The 17,103-nt window shown below is 58.1% G+C and carries 14 protein-coding genes; all 14 read left to right on the top strand.

Translation table 11 applies throughout. The annotated features are described in order from the left end of the window. Window position 1 precedes the first annotated feature (1 nt). The 14 genes from tssI to AB5Y93_RS19325 all read left to right on the top strand — a co-directional run bounded on the left by tssI (window position 2) and on the right by AB5Y93_RS19325 (window position 17,070). A complete protein-coding gene (gene tssI / locus AB5Y93_RS19390) occupies window positions 2-2,047 on the top strand; it encodes a type VI secretion system tip protein TssI/VgrG (RefSeq protein ID WP_368230185.1) in 2,046 nt (681 codons plus the stop codon). Between the two features lie 9 nt (window positions 2,048-2,056). Then, window positions 2,057-4,615, top strand: a complete 2,559-nt coding sequence (locus AB5Y93_RS19385; protein ID WP_368230183.1) for an N-acetylglucosaminidase — start codon at window positions 2,057-2,059, stop codon at window positions 4,613-4,615. Between the two features lie 3 nt (window positions 4,616-4,618). After that, entirely contained in the window at window positions 4,619-5,416 is a 798-nt protein-coding gene (locus tag AB5Y93_RS19380) for a hypothetical protein (protein WP_261999798.1), read from the top strand. A gap of 599 nt (window positions 5,417-6,015) precedes the next feature. After that, the gene (gene hybO, locus AB5Y93_RS19375) at window positions 6,016-7,149 is read left to right on the top strand and encodes a hydrogenase 2 small subunit (protein ID WP_319901652.1); all 1,134 of its coding nucleotides are present in this window, start codon (window positions 6,016-6,018) and stop codon (window positions 7,147-7,149) included. A 2-nt stretch (window positions 7,150-7,151) separates the two neighbouring features. After that, the gene (hybA, locus tag AB5Y93_RS19370) at window positions 7,152-8,177 is read left to right on the top strand and encodes a hydrogenase 2 operon protein HybA (protein WP_368230181.1); all 1,026 of its coding nucleotides are present in this window, start codon (window positions 7,152-7,154) and stop codon (window positions 8,175-8,177) included. Next, the gene (gene hybB / locus AB5Y93_RS19365; RefSeq protein ID WP_024941907.1) at window positions 8,170-9,357 is read left to right on the top strand and encodes a Ni/Fe-hydrogenase cytochrome b subunit; all 1,188 of its coding nucleotides are present in this window, start codon (window positions 8,170-8,172) and stop codon (window positions 9,355-9,357) included. Before hybA ends, hybB begins: the two co-directional genes overlap by 8 nt. Beyond that, a complete protein-coding gene (hybC, locus tag AB5Y93_RS19360; protein WP_368230179.1) occupies window positions 9,354-11,057 on the top strand; it encodes a hydrogenase 2 large subunit in 1,704 nt (567 codons plus the stop codon). Before hybB ends, hybC begins: the two co-directional genes overlap by 4 nt. Then, a complete protein-coding gene (locus AB5Y93_RS19355) occupies window positions 11,057-11,587 on the top strand; it encodes a HyaD/HybD family hydrogenase maturation endopeptidase (protein WP_368230177.1) in 531 nt (176 codons plus the stop codon). Before hybC ends, AB5Y93_RS19355 begins: the two co-directional genes overlap by 1 nt. Further along, a complete protein-coding gene (hybE, locus tag AB5Y93_RS19350) occupies window positions 11,569-12,111 on the top strand; it encodes a hydrogenase-2 assembly chaperone (RefSeq protein ID WP_368230176.1) in 543 nt (180 codons plus the stop codon). Before AB5Y93_RS19355 ends, hybE begins: the two co-directional genes overlap by 19 nt. 107 nt (window positions 12,112-12,218) lie before the next feature. After that, on the top strand, window positions 12,219-13,850 hold the full coding sequence (locus AB5Y93_RS19345; protein ID WP_368230174.1) for an ABC transporter substrate-binding protein: 1,632 nt from the start codon (window positions 12,219-12,221) through the stop codon (window positions 13,848-13,850). Then, a complete protein-coding gene (locus tag AB5Y93_RS19340; protein ID WP_368230172.1) occupies window positions 13,835-14,845 on the top strand; it encodes an ABC transporter permease in 1,011 nt (336 codons plus the stop codon). The genes AB5Y93_RS19345 and AB5Y93_RS19340 overlap by 16 nt, the downstream gene beginning before the upstream one ends. Further along, on the top strand, window positions 14,835-15,647 hold the full coding sequence (locus AB5Y93_RS19335) for an ABC transporter permease (protein WP_368230171.1): 813 nt from the start codon (window positions 14,835-14,837) through the stop codon (window positions 15,645-15,647). Before AB5Y93_RS19340 ends, AB5Y93_RS19335 begins: the two co-directional genes overlap by 11 nt. Further along, window positions 15,641-16,429, top strand: a complete 789-nt coding sequence (locus AB5Y93_RS19330; protein ID WP_368230169.1) for an ATP-binding cassette domain-containing protein — start codon at window positions 15,641-15,643, stop codon at window positions 16,427-16,429. The genes AB5Y93_RS19335 and AB5Y93_RS19330 overlap by 7 nt, the downstream gene beginning before the upstream one ends. Further along, window positions 16,429-17,070 (top strand): ATP-binding cassette domain-containing protein, encoded by a 642-nt coding sequence (locus AB5Y93_RS19325; RefSeq protein ID WP_368230167.1) that lies wholly within the window; start codon window positions 16,429-16,431, stop codon window positions 17,068-17,070. The genes AB5Y93_RS19330 and AB5Y93_RS19325 overlap by 1 nt, the downstream gene beginning before the upstream one ends. Window positions 17,071-17,103: the final 33 nt, after the last annotated feature.

Genomic DNA, 17,103 nt, shown 5'->3' with positions numbered 1-17,103 from the left:
CATGGCTGACAGCACAGGATTACAATTTACCGTCAAGGTGGGGGCCCTGCCCGAGAGCACCTTCGTGGTGGCCGAGTTTGCATTGGATGAAGGGCTCAACCGGCCATTCAACCTGCGCTTGGAGCTGGCAAGTGCCCAGCCCGACATCGACTTTGGCGCCGTGCTGGACCAGCCGTGCGAGCTGCTGGCGTGGTACAACGGCGAGCTGCAGCGCCGGGTGTGCGGAGTGGTCAGTGACTTCGCGCTAGGGGACAGCGGCTTTCGCCGCACCCGCTATCAGCTCATGGTGCAGCCGGCCCTGTGGCGACTCTCTTTGCGCCAGAACTCCCGCATCTTCCAGGCGCAAAAACCCGATGAAATCCTCTCCATCCTGTTGCAAGAGCACGGCATCACCGACTACGCCTTTGCGCTCAAGAACGAGCATGCCAAGCGGGAATACTGTGTTCAGTACCGGGAAACCGACCTCGATTTTGTGAACCGCCTCGCCGCCGAAGAGGGGATGTTCTACTTCCACGAGTTTGAAGCAGGCAAGCACCGCATCGTGTTTGCCGACGACGCGGCGGCATTGACTCAAGGCCCCGAGCTTTTCTTCAACCTCGGCAATCGTTCCCTCGAGCAAGGCCCCTATGTGCGCCAGTTCCACTACCGCGAAGCGGTGCGCCCCTCGGATGTGGAGCTCAAGGACTACAGCTTCAAGACCCCGGCCTATGGCCTGTCCCACAAGCAGCGGGGGAGCGAGCTTGAGCACCAGCGCGATACCTACCAGCACTTCGACTACCCGGGCCGCTACAAAGAGGACCAGAGCGGCAAGGCCTTTGCCCAGCACCGGCTCGATGCCCTGCGCAATGACGCGGTGGCGGGCCAGGCTAAGTCCAACTGCGCGGCTCTGCTGCCGGGCCAGACGTTTTCACTCACCGAGCACCCCAACGGCAGCCTCAACATCGACTGGCAAATCGTGCGTATCCAGCACACCGGCTTGCAGCCACAGGCGCTGGAAGAGGAGGGGGGGAGCGGCCCCACCATCTATCACAACGAATTTGGCGTAGTGAAAGCGAGCACCACCTGGCGGGCACGCATCGGCAGCCCGGAGGCCCCTCACAAGCCGATGGTGGACGGCCCGCAAATCGCCATGGTGGTGGGCCCCGACGGTGAGGAGATTTACTGCGACGAACATGGCCGGGTGAAGCTGCAGTTCCCGTGGGACCGCTACGGCTCGAGCAACGACCAGAGCTCCTGCTGGGTGCGGGTCTCCCAAGGCTGGGCCGGCGGTCAGTACGGCATGATGGCCATCCCGCGCATCGGCCACGAGGTCATTGTCTCATTCTTGGAGGGGGACCCCGACCAACCCATCGTGACCGGTCGCACCTACCACGCCACCAATCGGCCGCCCTACGAGCTGCCAGCCAACAAGACCCGCACCGTGCTGCGCACCGAGACCCACCAGGGCGAGGGCTTCAACGAGCTGCGTTTTGAAGACCAGGCGGGTCAGGAAGAGATTTATATCCACGGTCAGAAAGACCTGAACGTGCTTATCGAAAATGATGCCGCCTGGCACATCAAGCACGACCAGCACACCGATATCGACAATGAGCGGGTGACCCGCATCAAGGCCAACGACCACCTGACGGTGGAGGGTGAGAAGCGCGACCAGATAAAAGCCGACTACTCGCTGACGGTGGATGCCAGCCTGCACCAGAAACTGGGGCAGTCCCTGCTGGTGGAAGCAGGTCAGGAAGTGCATATCAAGGTGGGCGACAAGTTGGTGCTGGAGGCGGGTTCTGAAATAACCCTCAAGGGAGGCGGCAGCTTTGTGAAAGTGGACCCGAGCGGCGTCAAGCTGGTCGGCCCCGCCATCAAACTCAATGCCGGCGGCAGCGCAGGGTCTGGATCTGGCTGGGGTGGCAAGGCTCCCGTGGTGCCCAAGGGGGTAGAAGTGGTCAAGGCTCCCGAACTGGTTGAACTCATCAAGGCCATCCCCACCGAGAAGGCGATGGAGGCGCTCTTGAAAGAAGAGAAGCCTGGCGCGTTCTACCTCTTTTCTGAATAAGGAAACAGCATGAAGTTTGCATTTCCCATCCTCACTGCCAAAGGGGAAGAGTTCAAAGATGCCAAAGCATTGACTGCGCTGATCAATGGCGAGCAATCGGGTCACTATCTTCTTGGCAATCACAACAAATGGCATGGTGGCATTCATATCAGCGACAAGAGTGCCCCTTGGTGCAAGGATAAGTATCCTGTCAGAGCCATGGCTGATGGCAAGGTGGTGGCCTTCCGGATGATGAAGGATTACCTGACCTCTGAATTTCAGGGGGAGTCCTTGCGTTATTCCAACTGCTTCTGCCTGGTACAGCATGAATATTGTGAAGTGAATGCAGAGACTAAGGCGAAAAATGAGTTCACCTTCTACTCGCTCTATATGCATCTGCTGCCTTGGGATCAGTACCAAAGCACCGAGAAGCTGGTACTGAAGAAGGGGTGGAATGCGCGCAATTCCGTTCCCCATGCCAATCCCGATGCCGAGCAGCAGCGTGTTGATGCCGCCTTGCCGCGCTTCACGCTACCTAAAGATACCGAACTGGAAATGGACAGCAGTGTACCATCCCAAAAGGGGAATGTCGGGGGCAAGGTGTATGACTTCATCAAGGTGATCATCAAGAGTCAGCTGTCCAATACCCAGATGAAAGAGGCTGAGAAGGCCGGTGTTGTGGTCAGTCAAGGGAGTTCGGTCTGGATCGCCAATAGTCCGGATGCGGTGATCGTTATCAAGCCCAATGTGCCAACCTGGCTATTCGATCAAATAGATGCCGAGGTGCTGACGAATATGGTTGGTCGTGCGGATCCTGTTCTCAATGGGCCTACAGGTCGTCTGAGGGCAGGAGACCGAAGCGTTTCTCTGCCCGCAGGAACAAAAGTGACGTATGATGCCCACCAACTCGAATTCCATTGGGTGGGTGACAAAGCACGCAAGATGGCCAAATGCGAATATGTGACACCGAATGCAGATGGTGCTGCGGGTAGTTGCGGTATGGCCTGGGTGTGCGTCGAAGATGAATTTATCAAGGTAAATGCGCGTACACCTTCTCATCTTGGTGAGCTATATGTGTTGCCATCTCCCGTGGCTATTGCCGCAGGTGAGACCATAGGCTATCTCGGCTTGGTGGAAACGCCTGGCTCTTTGATTGGTGGCAAGAAGAGCAAGCATCAAGTCCATCTTGAAATCTTCACCCAGGATCCCAGACTGGACGATGTATTGGCCAACAAAGCGGGAACAAAAGGTGGTGCCACCTATGCCAAGGTCCCGGCGGGACTCATCTTGCACGAGAAGAAAAAGCAGGATGGTAAAGATCTCTGGGTGGCAACCGGTGATAAGAGTCTGGAAGCGCTGGTTGAATCACCAAAGTTTGAAAAAGATGCCGCCAAGCAGGAGTGGGTCAGCATTTCGTCAGGAAAATATGTCAAGAAAGAGCAAGTGGAGCTATTGAGCCAGCATGACTGGCTTAAGATTGGCTTTAAAAAGGTCGATGGTTCAGGATCAGATGGTTATCTGGACCCGGATGTGCCGCCTACTTTCTTTACCGAATTGGTAAACAGTTTCGATACCGACAAGAGTGGTGAACTTAGCAGTGAAGAGATACAGACCGCGCTGCAAAATAGCAGCAATGCAGAGCAACTTCACAAGCTTATCGTCAAACATCCCAGCGAGTGGTATGAAAAATCGTCGGCCAGCAGTTATCTGTGGCTGGAAAAACTGATGGCTAAAATTGGTTTACCTGATTTTGACAAGTTGGTGGATCACGAGAAACAGCGTATCGATAAGCTGGAGTGGATGCAGACTGCTGCTAGTTTAAAGATTGGACCTAATATTTATCACATTTATCCCATAGCTATTTATGGAAAGAAAAAAGATCGATTTGTAGTAAACTATACGCACTATAGATATCCACTATCGTATGCACTGGATAAACAAATGGCAATCCCTTCCCAGTATGCCCCCAAAGTAGGAAACTATAAGATAGCAAGTCGAAATGAAGTGTTGGTGAATTTAACTCCAGACGATGACGTCACTAAAGATTCTATCTATCAATTTCTTGATCTGTCTAAGTATTCTGAAGTTTCAGATGATGAAATAAATAAATTTTTGTTTGGTCAAGGAGTTTTGGAAGGGAAAGGTTCTGTTTTTACGTCTGCAGCTAAAAAATATAATGTCAGTGAAGTATATCTTGTTTCCCATGCATCACTAGAAACTGGTCGAGGGACATCAGGGTTCGCACGTGGAAAAGAATTTAACGGAATTAAAGTTTATAATATGTATGGAATTAATGTTAGAGATGATAAGCCTTCACTAGGCACAAAGTATGCGTTTGATAAAGGATGGGATTCTATTGATAAAGCAATAGATGGAGGGGCTAAATGGATATCTGATAACTTTGTTAACCATCCCAAATACAAACAAAATACACTCTATAAAATGCGTTGGAACCCCGCATCACCAGGTGAACATCAGTACGCTAGCGATGTTCTGTGGGCCAAACATCAAATACCTAACATGAAGAAACGATTTGATATTTTTCCAGATGCCGTTCTATACATAGATGTTCCTGTTTACGAGGAGTGATTGGTGAAAAATATATTTTATCTTGTTTTTTTACTACTTTCTTTCAGTGCTCAATCCGAGTGTGAAAAAATGAGTTTTTCGAGTGTTGATACTGACTATGAAGGCGTGAACTATGGTCTTTCAGATGTCATTGTGACCTCGAAAGGGAGAACTTTTTTTTATGATTTTCCACTCGAAAAATGTAAATCAAATAAAGTTTTCATTATTAATGGTGATAAAGCAGTATCATATGCATCATATAATGGCTTCCAATATATAAATTATTTAGATAGAAATGGAATAGTACATGCTGGATGGGTTAAATCACCTCGCATCAGCAAAGATAGCATATCGACAGATAAATTAAATGTGAGAGAAGGTGATTTTTTTGTAGATTTCAATGGTACTGAAATACATATTGATAATAGTTACAGTGATATAGCATGGTTGTTTGACAATCTCACTGAAATAGATAATGGGAATAAATATATAGATTTATTTAGAACTATAAATGGGGTTGATTATAAGTTTTATCAACACGATTTTGACCCTATTTATATAGAGTCATCTAATCTTAACTATGATAAAATAAAAAGAGATTTTGATGATTACAGAATAACTAGGATTACCCTCAAGAGCGATATAGGGTTTAGCAGTAGGGGGATTTTTGTTGGAAGTAAAATGCTTAACGTCCTAAAAGTATATGGTAAGCCTTCAGCGATACAAGATGGTGATTTAATTTACTATTATGATAATAAATCAATACGTTTCATCGGCTCCGAAACCGTTAAGCAAATAGATATTTCAATAAACCCAGTATGACATGGAGTTATTGACTGACTGTACAGATCTAGTTATCACCTGACACCGGCTTCAGCCGGTGTTTTCTTGTGTCATCATGGCTTGGGAGGCCTGCCTTGTCTGTACAATGAAAGCGGGTTGCGTATGAGACACAAGCGTTTCTGCTGGTGATTCAGCCACTTTCTGTAGTCCTTGAGCTTGGCTATTAAAGTACCGCGCTTGATTAATTTATTTCTGTTTTGGCAAGAGATGAAGGACTGACTGGTGGCGTTATGTACGCTGCAACACTTATTGATGAAGATGAGATGCTGGAATAACAGGGCCGAAAAATAAATTCTGTGACAATGCCTTCATTTTTATAAATTTCATGCCGAAAACAAAGACGTAATTTATATGGTGTTAATTAGGTTTTTCTTGAAACACCTCTTTGTGGGTGTTTTTGGGGCTCAGAAAATAATAAATGCATGTGGCATATAGCTTTTTTAATTTCACTCTCCAGTCCAACAGAGGCATTAATAGGGTTCGACTTGATGGAGATCAACATAAAGGGGGAAGGGGAGGCATAGCATTCCCGCAATTAAGCATTTGTCAAACAATGCTCACTGACGGGAATAAGAAGAATGGTCGAGGATACTTTTTTATCGGCTCATGGAATTAATCGCCGTGACTTTATGAAATTGTGCGCCGGGATGGCCGCAACCCTTGGATTAAGCCAGCATGCCGTGGCCAAGATGGCTACCGCGCTTACCAGCCCCGAGCGGCCGCCGGTGATCTGGATAGGGGCGCAGGAGTGTACCGGTTGCACCGAATCGCTGCTGCGCGCCACCCACCCCACCATCGAGAACCTGATCCTCAACACCATTTCGCTGGAGTACCACGAGGTGCTCTCGGCGGCCTTCGGCCATCAGGCCGAAGAGAACAAGCACAAAGCCATCGAACGCTACAAGGGCAAGTATGTGCTGGTGGTGGATGGATCCATCCCGCTTAAAGATGGCGGCATCTACTGCATGGTGGCCGGTGAACCCATTGTCGACCATATTCGCCGCGCCGCCAGTGACGCGGCCGCCGTCATCGCCATCGGCTCCTGCGCCGCCTGGGGCGGGGTGCCCGCCAGCGGCGGCAACCCGACCGGTGCCGTCAGCCTGGAAGAGGCCCTCGGCAATATCGGCACCCCCATCATCAATATCCCGGGCTGCCCGCCCAATCCCCACAACTTCCTCACCACGGTCGCCTACTACATCACCTACGGCAAGCTGCCGGCGCTCGATGCCAAGAAGCGGCCGCTGTTTGCCTATGAGCGGCTCATCCACGAAAACTGCGAGCGTCGCCCGCACTTCGACGCCGGCCGTTTCGCCAAGGAGTTTGGTGACGAGGGCCACCGTCAGGGCTGGTGTCTCTATCACCTGGGCTGCAAGGGGCCGGAGACCTACGGCAACTGCTCGACCCTGGAGTTCTGCGACGTGGGCGGTGGCATCTGGCCGGTGGGCATTGGCCACCCCTGCTATGGCTGCAACGAGCAGGGAGTGGGGTTCAGCAAGGGGATCTTCCAGCTCGCCAAGGTGGAGAATCCCACCCCGCGGGTGAACAAGCCCGACGTGGCCATCCAGGAGGGAGGACACATGTCGCCCACCGCCACCGGCCTTATCGGTGGGGCGCTCGGGGTGCTGGTCGGGGTGAGTCTGATGACGGTGCGCGAGCTCGGTCGCCAGCAGAAGCGCCATGAAGCCGGGCAGCACACCTCACGGGAGGAGTGACCGTGAACAGACGCAACTTCCTCAAATTCGCCTCCGTCGGTGCGCTGGCGGCGGGCACCACCGTCTCCGGCACCGCGCTGGCGGCGGCCGAGAACAAGCCGCCCATTCCCGGCGCACTCGGCATGCTCTACGACTCCACCCTCTGCATCGGCTGCCAGGCCTGTGTGGCGGAGTGTCAGCGCCTCAACGGCAACCCGGCCAATCCGGCCGGGGAAGCGACCTGGTCCAACAACGACAAGCTGAGCCCCTACACCAACAACATCATTCAGGTGTGGAAGAGCGGCACAGGTGAGCACAAGGATCAGCTGGTGGATGGCTATGCCTACATCAAGAAGCAGTGCATGCACTGTGTCGATCCCAACTGCGTCTCCGTCTGCCCTGTGCAGGCGCTGACCAAGGATCCCAAGACAGGCATCGTCCATTACGACCCGGACGTCTGCACCGGCTGCCGCTACTGCATGGTGGGCTGCCCGTTCGATGTGCCCAAATATGACTACGACAACCCGTTCGGGGCGATCCACAAGTGCGAGCTCTGCAACCAGAAGGGGCTTGAGCTCATTGATCAGGGCAAATTGCCCGGCTGTGTCGAGGTGTGCCCGACCGGCGCCGTCATCTTCGGCACCCGCGAGGCGCTGATGGCAGAAGCCAAGCGCCGGCTGCTGGCCACTCCGGGCAGCGAATATGCCTACCCGCGCCAGACCTTCAGCGCCAACGATCCCTACCTGCATGAAGTGCCCAACTACCAGCCTTACGTCTATGGCGAGAAGGAGGGGGGCGGCACCCAGGTGCTGGTGCTGGCCGGGGTGCCCTATACCAAGCTCGACATGCCCGATCTGCCGGAGCTCTCCTCCGGTGCCCGCTCCGAGCACATCCAGCACACCCTCTACAAGGGGATGGTGCTGCCGCTGGTGGTGCTGACCGGGCTCTCGGTGCTCATTCGCTGCAACACCAAGGACCATCAGGATGGCGACGATCATGACTCGCACGCGGGCCATGACAAGCAATCGGGAGGCAAGGATCATGAGTAATCACAAGGCACATCCGCTGGGAGGCAGGCTGGTCAGCTGGCCGGTCATGGTGCTGGCGCCGTTCGTCATCCTGTGCGGCATGCTGATCCTCAAACGCCTGATCTTCGGGTTGGGTTCGGTCACCGATCTCAACGGCGGCTATCCCTGGGGGCTCTGGATCTCGTTCGATCTGCTGATCGGCACCGGTTTCGCCTGCGGCGGCTGGGCGCTGGCCTGGGCGGTCTACGTCTTCAACCGGGGCGAGTATCACCCCCTGGTAAGGCCGGCCCTGCTGGCGAGCCTGTTCGGCTATTCCCTGGGCGGCCTCTCCATCACCATCGACGTCGGCCGTTACTGGAACTTGCCCTACTTCTACATTCCGGGTTTCTTCAACACCTCCTCGGTGCTGTTCGAGACGGCGGTCTGCATGACCATCTACATCGGGGTGATGGCGCTGGAGTTTGCCCCCGTACTGTTGGAGAAGTTCGGCTGGAAGGCCTCCATGGCGCGGCTCAACAAGATCATGTTCTTCATCCTGGCGCTGGGGGCCCTGCTGCCCACCATGCACCAATCCTCGATGGGCTCTTTGATGATAGTGGCGGGGGAGAAGATCCATCCGCTCTGGCAAAGCTACGAGCTGCTGCCGGTCTTTTCGCTTCTGACCGCCTTCATCATGGGCTTCTCCATCGTGGTGTTTGAAGGCTCCCTAGTGCAGGCGGGGCTGGCGGGGCGCGGCCCCAACGAGAAGTCGCTGTTTTACAAGCTGACCCAGGTGATCGACATCTTCCTGATCCTGTTCGTGGCGCTGCGCTTTGCCGAGATCGTCATCAACGACAAGTCGGAGTATCTCTCCCAGTGGAATCGCTACGCCTTGATGTTCTGGAGCGAGATCGCGCTGATGATCTTCCCGCTGCTGGTGTTCCACTGGGACAAGAGCCGCCGCGATTCGCGCATGTTGTTCCTAGGGGCCCTCAGCATGCTGCTGGGCGCCGCCCTCTGGCGACTGGACTACTCCCTGCTCGCCTTCAACCCCGGCAATGGCTACCACTACTTCCCCTCCGCGGCGGAAGTGCTGATCTCCTTGGGCTTCGTCGCCATCGAGGTGTGTGCCTATTTGCTGCTGATCCGGCTGTTGCCGGTACTGCCATCACTTGAACGTGTTCACCAAGATTATCAGGCCCGAGGGAAAGCCAACGTATGAGCCAACGTATCACCATAGACCCCATCACCCGTATCGAGGGTCACCTGCGTATCGACTGCGAAATCGAAGGCGGCGTTGTCACCAAGGCCTGGTCGTCCGGCACCATGTGGCGCGGGATGGAGGAGATCGTCAAGGGCAATGACCCGCGCGATGCCTGGATGATAGTGCAGCGTATCTGCGGGGTGTGTACCTCCATTCACGCCATCGCCTCGGTGCGGGCGGTGGAGAACGCCATCGGCGCCAAGGTGCCGGTCAATGCCCAGTACATCCGCAACCTCATCATCGCGGCCCACAACATCCACGATCACATCGTCCACTTTTACCAGCTCTCCGCGCTGGACTGGGTGGACATCACCGCGGCCCTTGAGGCCAATCCGCAAAAAGCGGCGGACATGCTCAAGGGGGTATCGACCTGGTCCCTCAACAGTGCCGACGAGCTGACCAAGGTGCAGGATAAAATTCGCGCGTTGGTAGCCAGCGGCCAGCTTGGCATCTTTGCCAACGGCTACTGGGGTCACAAGGCGATGAAGCTGAGCCCGGAGGTGAACCTCATCGCCGTGGCCCACTATCTGCAGGCACTGGAGTGCCAGCGCGATGCCAACCGTATCGTCGCCATTCTCGGCGGCAAGACCCCCCACATCCAGAACTTGGCGGTGGGCGGGGTGGCCAACCCCATCAACCTGGATGCACCGAGCGTGCTCAACCTGGAGCGGCTGCTCTATGTGAAAAGCTTTATCGATCGGCTCGGCGAGTTTATCGAGCAGGTCTACAAGGTGGATGCCGCCATCATAGCCGCGCATTACCCCGAGTGGCTGAACCTGGGGCAGGGGGCCAGGCACTACCTGAGCGTGCCGGAGCTGCCCACCGACGGTGACGGCGGCAGCTTCCTGATGCCGGGTGGCTACATCGAAAACGGCGATCTGGCCGGCTATCGTCCCATCGAGAGCCATCAGGATGCCTGGCTGATGGATGGCATCGCCGAGAGCAACAAGCACGCCTGGTACAAGGATGACGCCCCCCTCAAGCCCTGGGAGGGCAAGACCGAGCCCGATTACACCGGCTGGCAGGATGACGGCAAGTACTCCTGGGTCAAATCCCCCACCTTCTACGGCAAGGTGGTGGAGGTGGGGCCGCTCGCAGACTTGCTGGTCAAGCTCGCCGCCAAGCACCCGGAGACGGTGGCACACTTCGACCAGCTGAACGGTCTCTACAAAACGCTCACCGGTTCAGCCATCAAGACTGAACAGCTGCACTCCACCCTGGGCCGCATCATCGGCCGGGCGGTGCGCTGTTGCGTGCTCAAAGACACCCTGTCTCACCAGTGGCAGGCGCTGGTGGACAATATCGGCAAGGGGGATGTCAGCGCCTATATCAAGACCGAGATCCCGGCGGACAAGGAGTTTCGCGGGGTGGGCTTTGAAGAGGCGCCGCGCGGCATGCTCTCCCACTGGGTAGTCATCAAGGGCGGCAAGATTGCCAACTATCAGGCGGTGGTGCCGTCGACCTGGAACTCGGGCCCGCGCAACTTCAACGACGAGCCCGGCCCCTACGAGCAATCCCTGGTAGGCACCCCGGTGGCCGACCCGGCCAAGCCGCTGGAGGTGGTGCGCACCATCCACTCGTTCGACCCCTGCATGTCCTGCGCGGTCCACGTGGTGGATACCCAAAATTGCGAAACGACTCAGGTGAAGGTGCTGTGATGAACACCCTGATCCTGGGCGTGGGCAATCTGCTGTTGAGTGACGAGGCAGTGGGCGTGCGTATCGTCGAGACGCTGGGGCGTGAATACCGTTTCGCCCCCGGCATCGAGTTGCTCGATGGCGGTACTGCCGGTATGGAACTGCTCGAAGCGATGGCCAGTCGCGACCACATCATTCTGGCGGATGCGGTGCGCAGCGGCAATCCACCGGGTACCGTAGTGACCCTGAAGGATGAGGAGGTCCCGACCCTGTTTGGTCGCAAGATCTCCCCGCACCAGCTGGGGCTGGCGGACGTGCTCTCGGCGCTGCACATGACGGGGGAATCCCCCAGGCGGCTCACCCTGATCGGCATCGAACCCGAATCCCTCGAACCGCGCATCGGGCTCACCCCTGTGGTGGCGGCCGCCATGGGGGAGGCGACGGATCGGATTTTGACCCTGCTGGCCAGTGTCGGTGCCCCTGCCATCCCGCTCTCTGAGCAGGAAAAAGCTGAACAAGCACGGGAGGGCCTATGGCGCAGTCCCATTTAAGCGAGGTTGATGCCGTGCATGAGCCAGTGCAGGAGTTCATCGGTTTTGCCACCAATCCCGCACCCTTGCTGGTGGCCCAGTACGGGCGGATCGCACGCGAAGAGATGCAGGCCCTGCCGTTCTACCACCCGGCCATGCCGATAGTGGCGCAGTGCACCCTGTTTGAAGGTCAGTGGCTCGGCTGCGTGCTCACCCCCTGGATGCTGAGCGTGGTGGTGCTGCCGGGGCCGGATCAACTCTGGCCGGTGCGCGGCAGCAGTGATCGGCTCGCCCTGCAGCTCCCCTGCGGCAACCTGACCTTTATGGTGGGGACCTTGCCCGAGACGGGGCAGTTGCTGGCCTGCTCGCTCATGTCCCCCATCGACCCGCATCTGGTGGCCGACGAGGGGCGTGCGCTGGTGAGCAGCACCCTCAAGATGTTGCTTTCGCTTCCGGTGCAGCAGGGGGAGGGCGGCGTGAATTTGAGCCGGCGCCGCCTGTTCAGCGGCCGGCGCGGCGACCCTGTGGGTGACACCCAGCGCTAGGTCTCATCTGCAATCAGGTTTAGAATAGGGGCCGTTTTGGCCCCTCACTCGCTTCTGTCGTGCCCCTGTTTTTTGGGTAGTGAGTGGTAAAACGAACAAGGGATCTTATGACCATTCAATGCTTTGGCTGCCACTCAGGCAGCAACGCCACCCGCCGTAAAGGCCTCTCTGTCACGGCGGCCACCTTGCTGGCCCTGCTCTCGGGCGATTTCTCTTCCATGGCGCTGGCTGCCCAGCCCGTCCCCGCCGAACTCAAGCTCGCCATCGGCAGTGAGCCCACCGAAGGGTTCGACCCGCTGCTCGGCTGGAGCCACGGCAGCTACCTGCTGCTGCACAGCCCGCTGCTCAAGCAAAACGCCGATCTCAGCTGGCATAACGTGCTGACCCAAGCGGTGACCCCGAACCAGGATGGCAAGGGGTGGCTTATCCGCCTCAAGCCGAACCTGACATTCTCCAACGGCGCACCGCTTACCGCCGAAGACGTGGCCTTTACCTACAACAGCGCAGCCAAGGGTGGCGGCAGGATCGACATGGGCAACTTTGTCTCGGCCAAGGTGCTCTCGCCCACCGAGGTGGCCATCACCCTGAGTGCCCCCCAGAGCACCTTTGTCAACGTGCTGGGAGCTTTGGGGATAGTGTCGAAGCAGGATTACGACGCAAAAGCATATGCCCAAAAGCCGGTCGGCGCCGGCCCCTACCGGCTGGTAAGCTTCCTGCCCGGCCAGCAACTGGTGGTGGAGGCGAACCCCCATTACGCCGGCGGCAACAATGACTTCAAACGGCTGGTGTTTGTCTTTATCGACGAGGAGAGCGCCTATGCCGCCGCCCAGAGCAACCAGCTCGACCTGGTGCGCATTGCCCCGTCACTGGCGCCAACCGTGCCTGCTTCCCTCAAGCTCTGGGTGCGGCCGAGTGTCGAGAACCGCGGTATCGTCTTCCCCATTCCTCCTGCTGGTAAAAAAGATGCCAAGGGTTATCCCATCGGCAACGACGTGACCTCGGACGTGGCGGTGCGCCGCGCCATCAACTACGCCATCGACCGCAAGCTGCTGGCCGATCAACTGCTGGAAGGACATGCCATCCCCGCCTACAGCGCGATAGAAGGCCTGCCCTGGCTGAACAAGGCCACCGCCTTCAAGGATGGCGATGTTGCCCATGCCAATGCCCTGCTCGATGAGGCAGGCTGGCAGATGGGCAGCGACGGCGTTCGCCACAAGGGCGACCTGCGCGCCGCCTTTACCCTCTGGTACACCAGCGGCGACAGCACTCGCCGGGATCTGGCGGAAGCGGTGCGGGCCATGCTCAAACCCATTGGCCTTGAGGTGAGCCTCAAGTCCGGCAGCTGGGAGCAGGTGGAGAGGGAGATGCACGCCAATCCGGTGCTGATGGGGTGGGGGAGTCTGGATCCCATGGAGCTCTATCACCACTATCAGAGCGGCTCCGGTGGAGTGGAGTTCTACAACCCGGGCTACTACAGCAACCCTGTGGTGGATGACCACCTCAAGCAGGCGTTGGATGCCCCCAACTGGCAGGCGGCCGTGCCGTTCTGGCAGCAGGTTGAGTGGGATGGCAAGACCGGCGCCGGAGTGCAGGGAGATGCCGCCTGGGCCTGGCTGCTCAACGTGCAGCACACCTATCTCGCCAACCGTTGCATCGACCTTGGCAAGGGGGCGCCGGAAATCCACGGTAGCTGGTCCCTGCTCAACAACCTGCAGGATTGGCGGTGGACGTGCCGTTAAGTTCGCCCTTGAATCACTCCGGTTATTTGTTGCTAAAAGCCCTGCTGCGTCTGGCAGGGCTGTTATGTCTGGTCTCGGTCGCCACCTTTGTGCTGCTGAGCTACTCCCCCATCGATCCCATCAAGGCCTATATCGGCAACGATCTGCTGCATGTGCCGCCGGAGCAGTACGTCCGCATCGCCGCCCGCTGGGGGCTGGATCAGCCGCTCTGGCTGCGCTATTGGCACTGGTTTACCCAGGTGCTGCAGGGGGATCTCGGTTACTCCATGCTCTACAACGCGCCTGTGGGTGAAGTCGTAGGCCAGCGCTTTGCCGCTTCCTTCCTGCTGCTGACGGGCGCCTGGCTACTCTCCGGATTTTTCGGGATTTTGCTGGGCCTCTGCGCCGGTCGTTATCTCAATCGCTGGCCCGATCACCTGATTTGCCGCTTTGCCTACCTGCTCGCCTCCCTGCCCACCTTCTGGGTCGGCCTGTTGCTGCTCGCCCTGTTTGCGGTGCACTGGCCGCTGTTGCCGGTCTGCTGCGCCTGGACGCCGGGCCTCTCCGCCGATGAGGCTGATTGGGCTATGCGAGCACGCCATCTGTTGCTGCCGGTGGCGACCTTGACCCTGCTCGGGCTTGGCAACATCGCCCTGCACACCCGGGCGCGGGTGGCCGAGGTGCTGGCGAGCGATTTTATCCGCTACGCCCGCGCTCAGGGGGATGGCGGCTGGCCCATGCTGCGTTTTCATGTGCTGCGCCACGCCCTGACCCCGGCGCTCTGCCTGCAGTTTGCCTCCCTTGGTGAGCTGATTGGCGGATCGCTGTTGGCCGAAAAGGTCTTCTCATACCCGGGGCTCGGCCAGGCCACCGTGGATGCGGGGCTGCGGGGGGATATCCCCTTGCTGATGGGCATAGTGCTCTTTTGCACCCTGCTGGTCTTTATTGGCAACACGTTGGCCAGTTTGCTGCTGGCCCGCATCAATCGGGGTTGGGAGGGCGAGCATGCTGTTTAACCCGCTTCCCTCCTTACTACGTCTGGGCTTTGCGCTGATCTGCCTGCTGTTGCTGGCCAGCTACGGCTGGAGCCTCTCTCATCAGGATGTGCTGATGGATCTGCTGGCGCGCCAGCAACCCCCGTCGCTGGTGCACTGGTTCGGTACCGATCAGATGGGGCGGGATCTCTGGTTGCGGGCCTTTCAGGGCACCCTTACCAGTCTGGAGTTGGGTATCAGCACGGCGCTCTGTAGCGGGCTGCTGGCCATGGTGGCGGCAAGCGTGTCGCTCATTCACCCCAGGTGCGATGCGGCGGTGCGGCTGGTTATCGATGCCATGCTGGCGCTGCCCCATATGCTGCTGTTGATCCTGATCTGCTTTACCGCAGGGGGCGGCATGCGCGGGGTGATCCTGGCGGTGGCGCTCACCCACTGGCCCAAGCTGGCGCTCATTCTCTGCGCCGAGGCACGGCGGATCGCCAGCAGCGACTATGTGGTGCTGGCGCGCTGTCAGGGGATGGGGGCGCTGCGTCGCTGGCGCACCCATCAGCTGCCGGGGCTGTTGCCCCAGTGGTTTATCGGCACCCTGCTGATGTTTCCCCATGCAGTGCTGCATAGCGCGGCGCTCAGTTTTCTGGGATTCGGTCTGGCGGCCCACGAGGCCTCGCTGGGTCTGCTGCTGGCCGATGCCCTGCGATATCTGGCCGGCGGTGGCTGGTGGCTGGCCCTCTTCCCCGGTCTGATGCTACTGACGTTGGTTTTACTGTTTGATCAGGCTACTCGCGCCCTGCAACAACTCTGGTTTGGGGGTGAACAATGCTGAGCTTCGACCATGTGACCATAGAGGCGGCCCACTACTCCTGGTTGGGACGACGGCGATGGCAGCCCCTGCTGACCGATATCAGCCTGCAATTGGCGCCGGGGGTGATCGTCGCGCTGGTGGGGGGGAGTGGCGAGGGCAAGAGCCTGCTGCTGCAAAGTGCCCTGACCCTGCTGCCGGATAACCTGCGCATGCGCGGCACTATTTCGCTCGATGGTACCCCCCTGTGCGACGCCAGTCGTGCCCGTTTGCGCGGCCATACCCTCTGCTATGTACCGCAGGGGGTGAGCGCCCTTAACCCGCTGCTGACTGTCGCACGCCAGCTGGGCCGCGCGGCTTGTCTCTGTGGTCAGAGCGGCTCGCGTGAGCGACTCGGCCAGCAGTTGCTGCGCTACCAGCTGCCCGCGACCACCTTGGACAGATTCCCGCGCCAGCTCTCCGGCGGCATGGCCAAGCGTATTCTGGCCTGCACCGCGGCGCTCGGCGGTGCCCGCTACATTCTGGCAGACGAGATCACCGCCTGGCTCGACGAGGAGCTGGCCTGTCTGCTGCTCGGCCAGTTGCGTGAATTGGCCAATCAGGGCAGCGGTATCCTCTGGGTGACCCACGATCTGGCGCTGGCGGCCCGCTTCGCCGATCGCATCGTGGCGCTGCATCAGGGGCAGGTGAGCGATACCTTGAGCTGCCACCATCTGCGCCAGGGGCAGGGGAGCGAGATGCTCAGAGCTCACTGGCAGGCGCTGCCGGAGTTCAACGCGCTCTTCTCTGTGCCGGAGGTCTCCTGATGCTGGAAGTACGAAATCTCACCATCGCCCAGGGGGAACGCCCCCTCTGGCAGGGATTGTCGCTGACGGTGAAAGCGGGCGAACGGCTCGGCATCTCCGCCCCGAGCGGCCATGGCAAGACCACCCTGGGGCGGGTATTGGCCGGTTGGCAACCGGTTCGTGCAAGCGGGCAGATCCTGCTGGATGGGCAGCCGGTGCCTGAACAGGTAAAAGGTTATAACCCCATCCAGCTGGTGCCCCAGCACCCGGAACTCACCTTCAATCCCTATCGCACCACCGGGCAGGCGCTGTGGGATGTGTGGCGCCCCGATGACGCCATGCTGGCCCGCTTTATGGTCAAGCCTGAATGGCTTGGTCGTAAACCCGGTCAGCTCTCCGGTGGCGAGTTAGCCCGCATCGCGCTGCTGCGCGCCCTCGATCCCCGCACCCGGTTGCTGATTGCCGACGAGGTGACCGCCCAGCTGGATCCGCAGATTCAGCGCCAGCTCTGGCGGGAGTTGATGGTTGAGTGCGAGCAGCGTGGACTGGGCATGGTGATCTTCAGTCACCAGCAGGCATTATTGCGCCAGATCTGCCATCGGGTGCTGCGCTTTGGTGAGGTGCAGCCCGTGACTGGTGTATTGGCTGAAAATGCGGCCTGAGGGTTAGTTCCCCCTCATCCCCAGCCCTTCTCC

This window comes from Aeromonas sp. R10-1 (assembly GCF_040908465.1).
GTDB classification, from domain to species: Bacteria; Pseudomonadota; Gammaproteobacteria; order Enterobacterales; family Aeromonadaceae; genus Aeromonas; species Aeromonas caviae.
The sequence above is the reverse complement of the archived record's forward strand: the minus strand, read 5'-3'. Positions and strand labels throughout refer to the sequence as shown.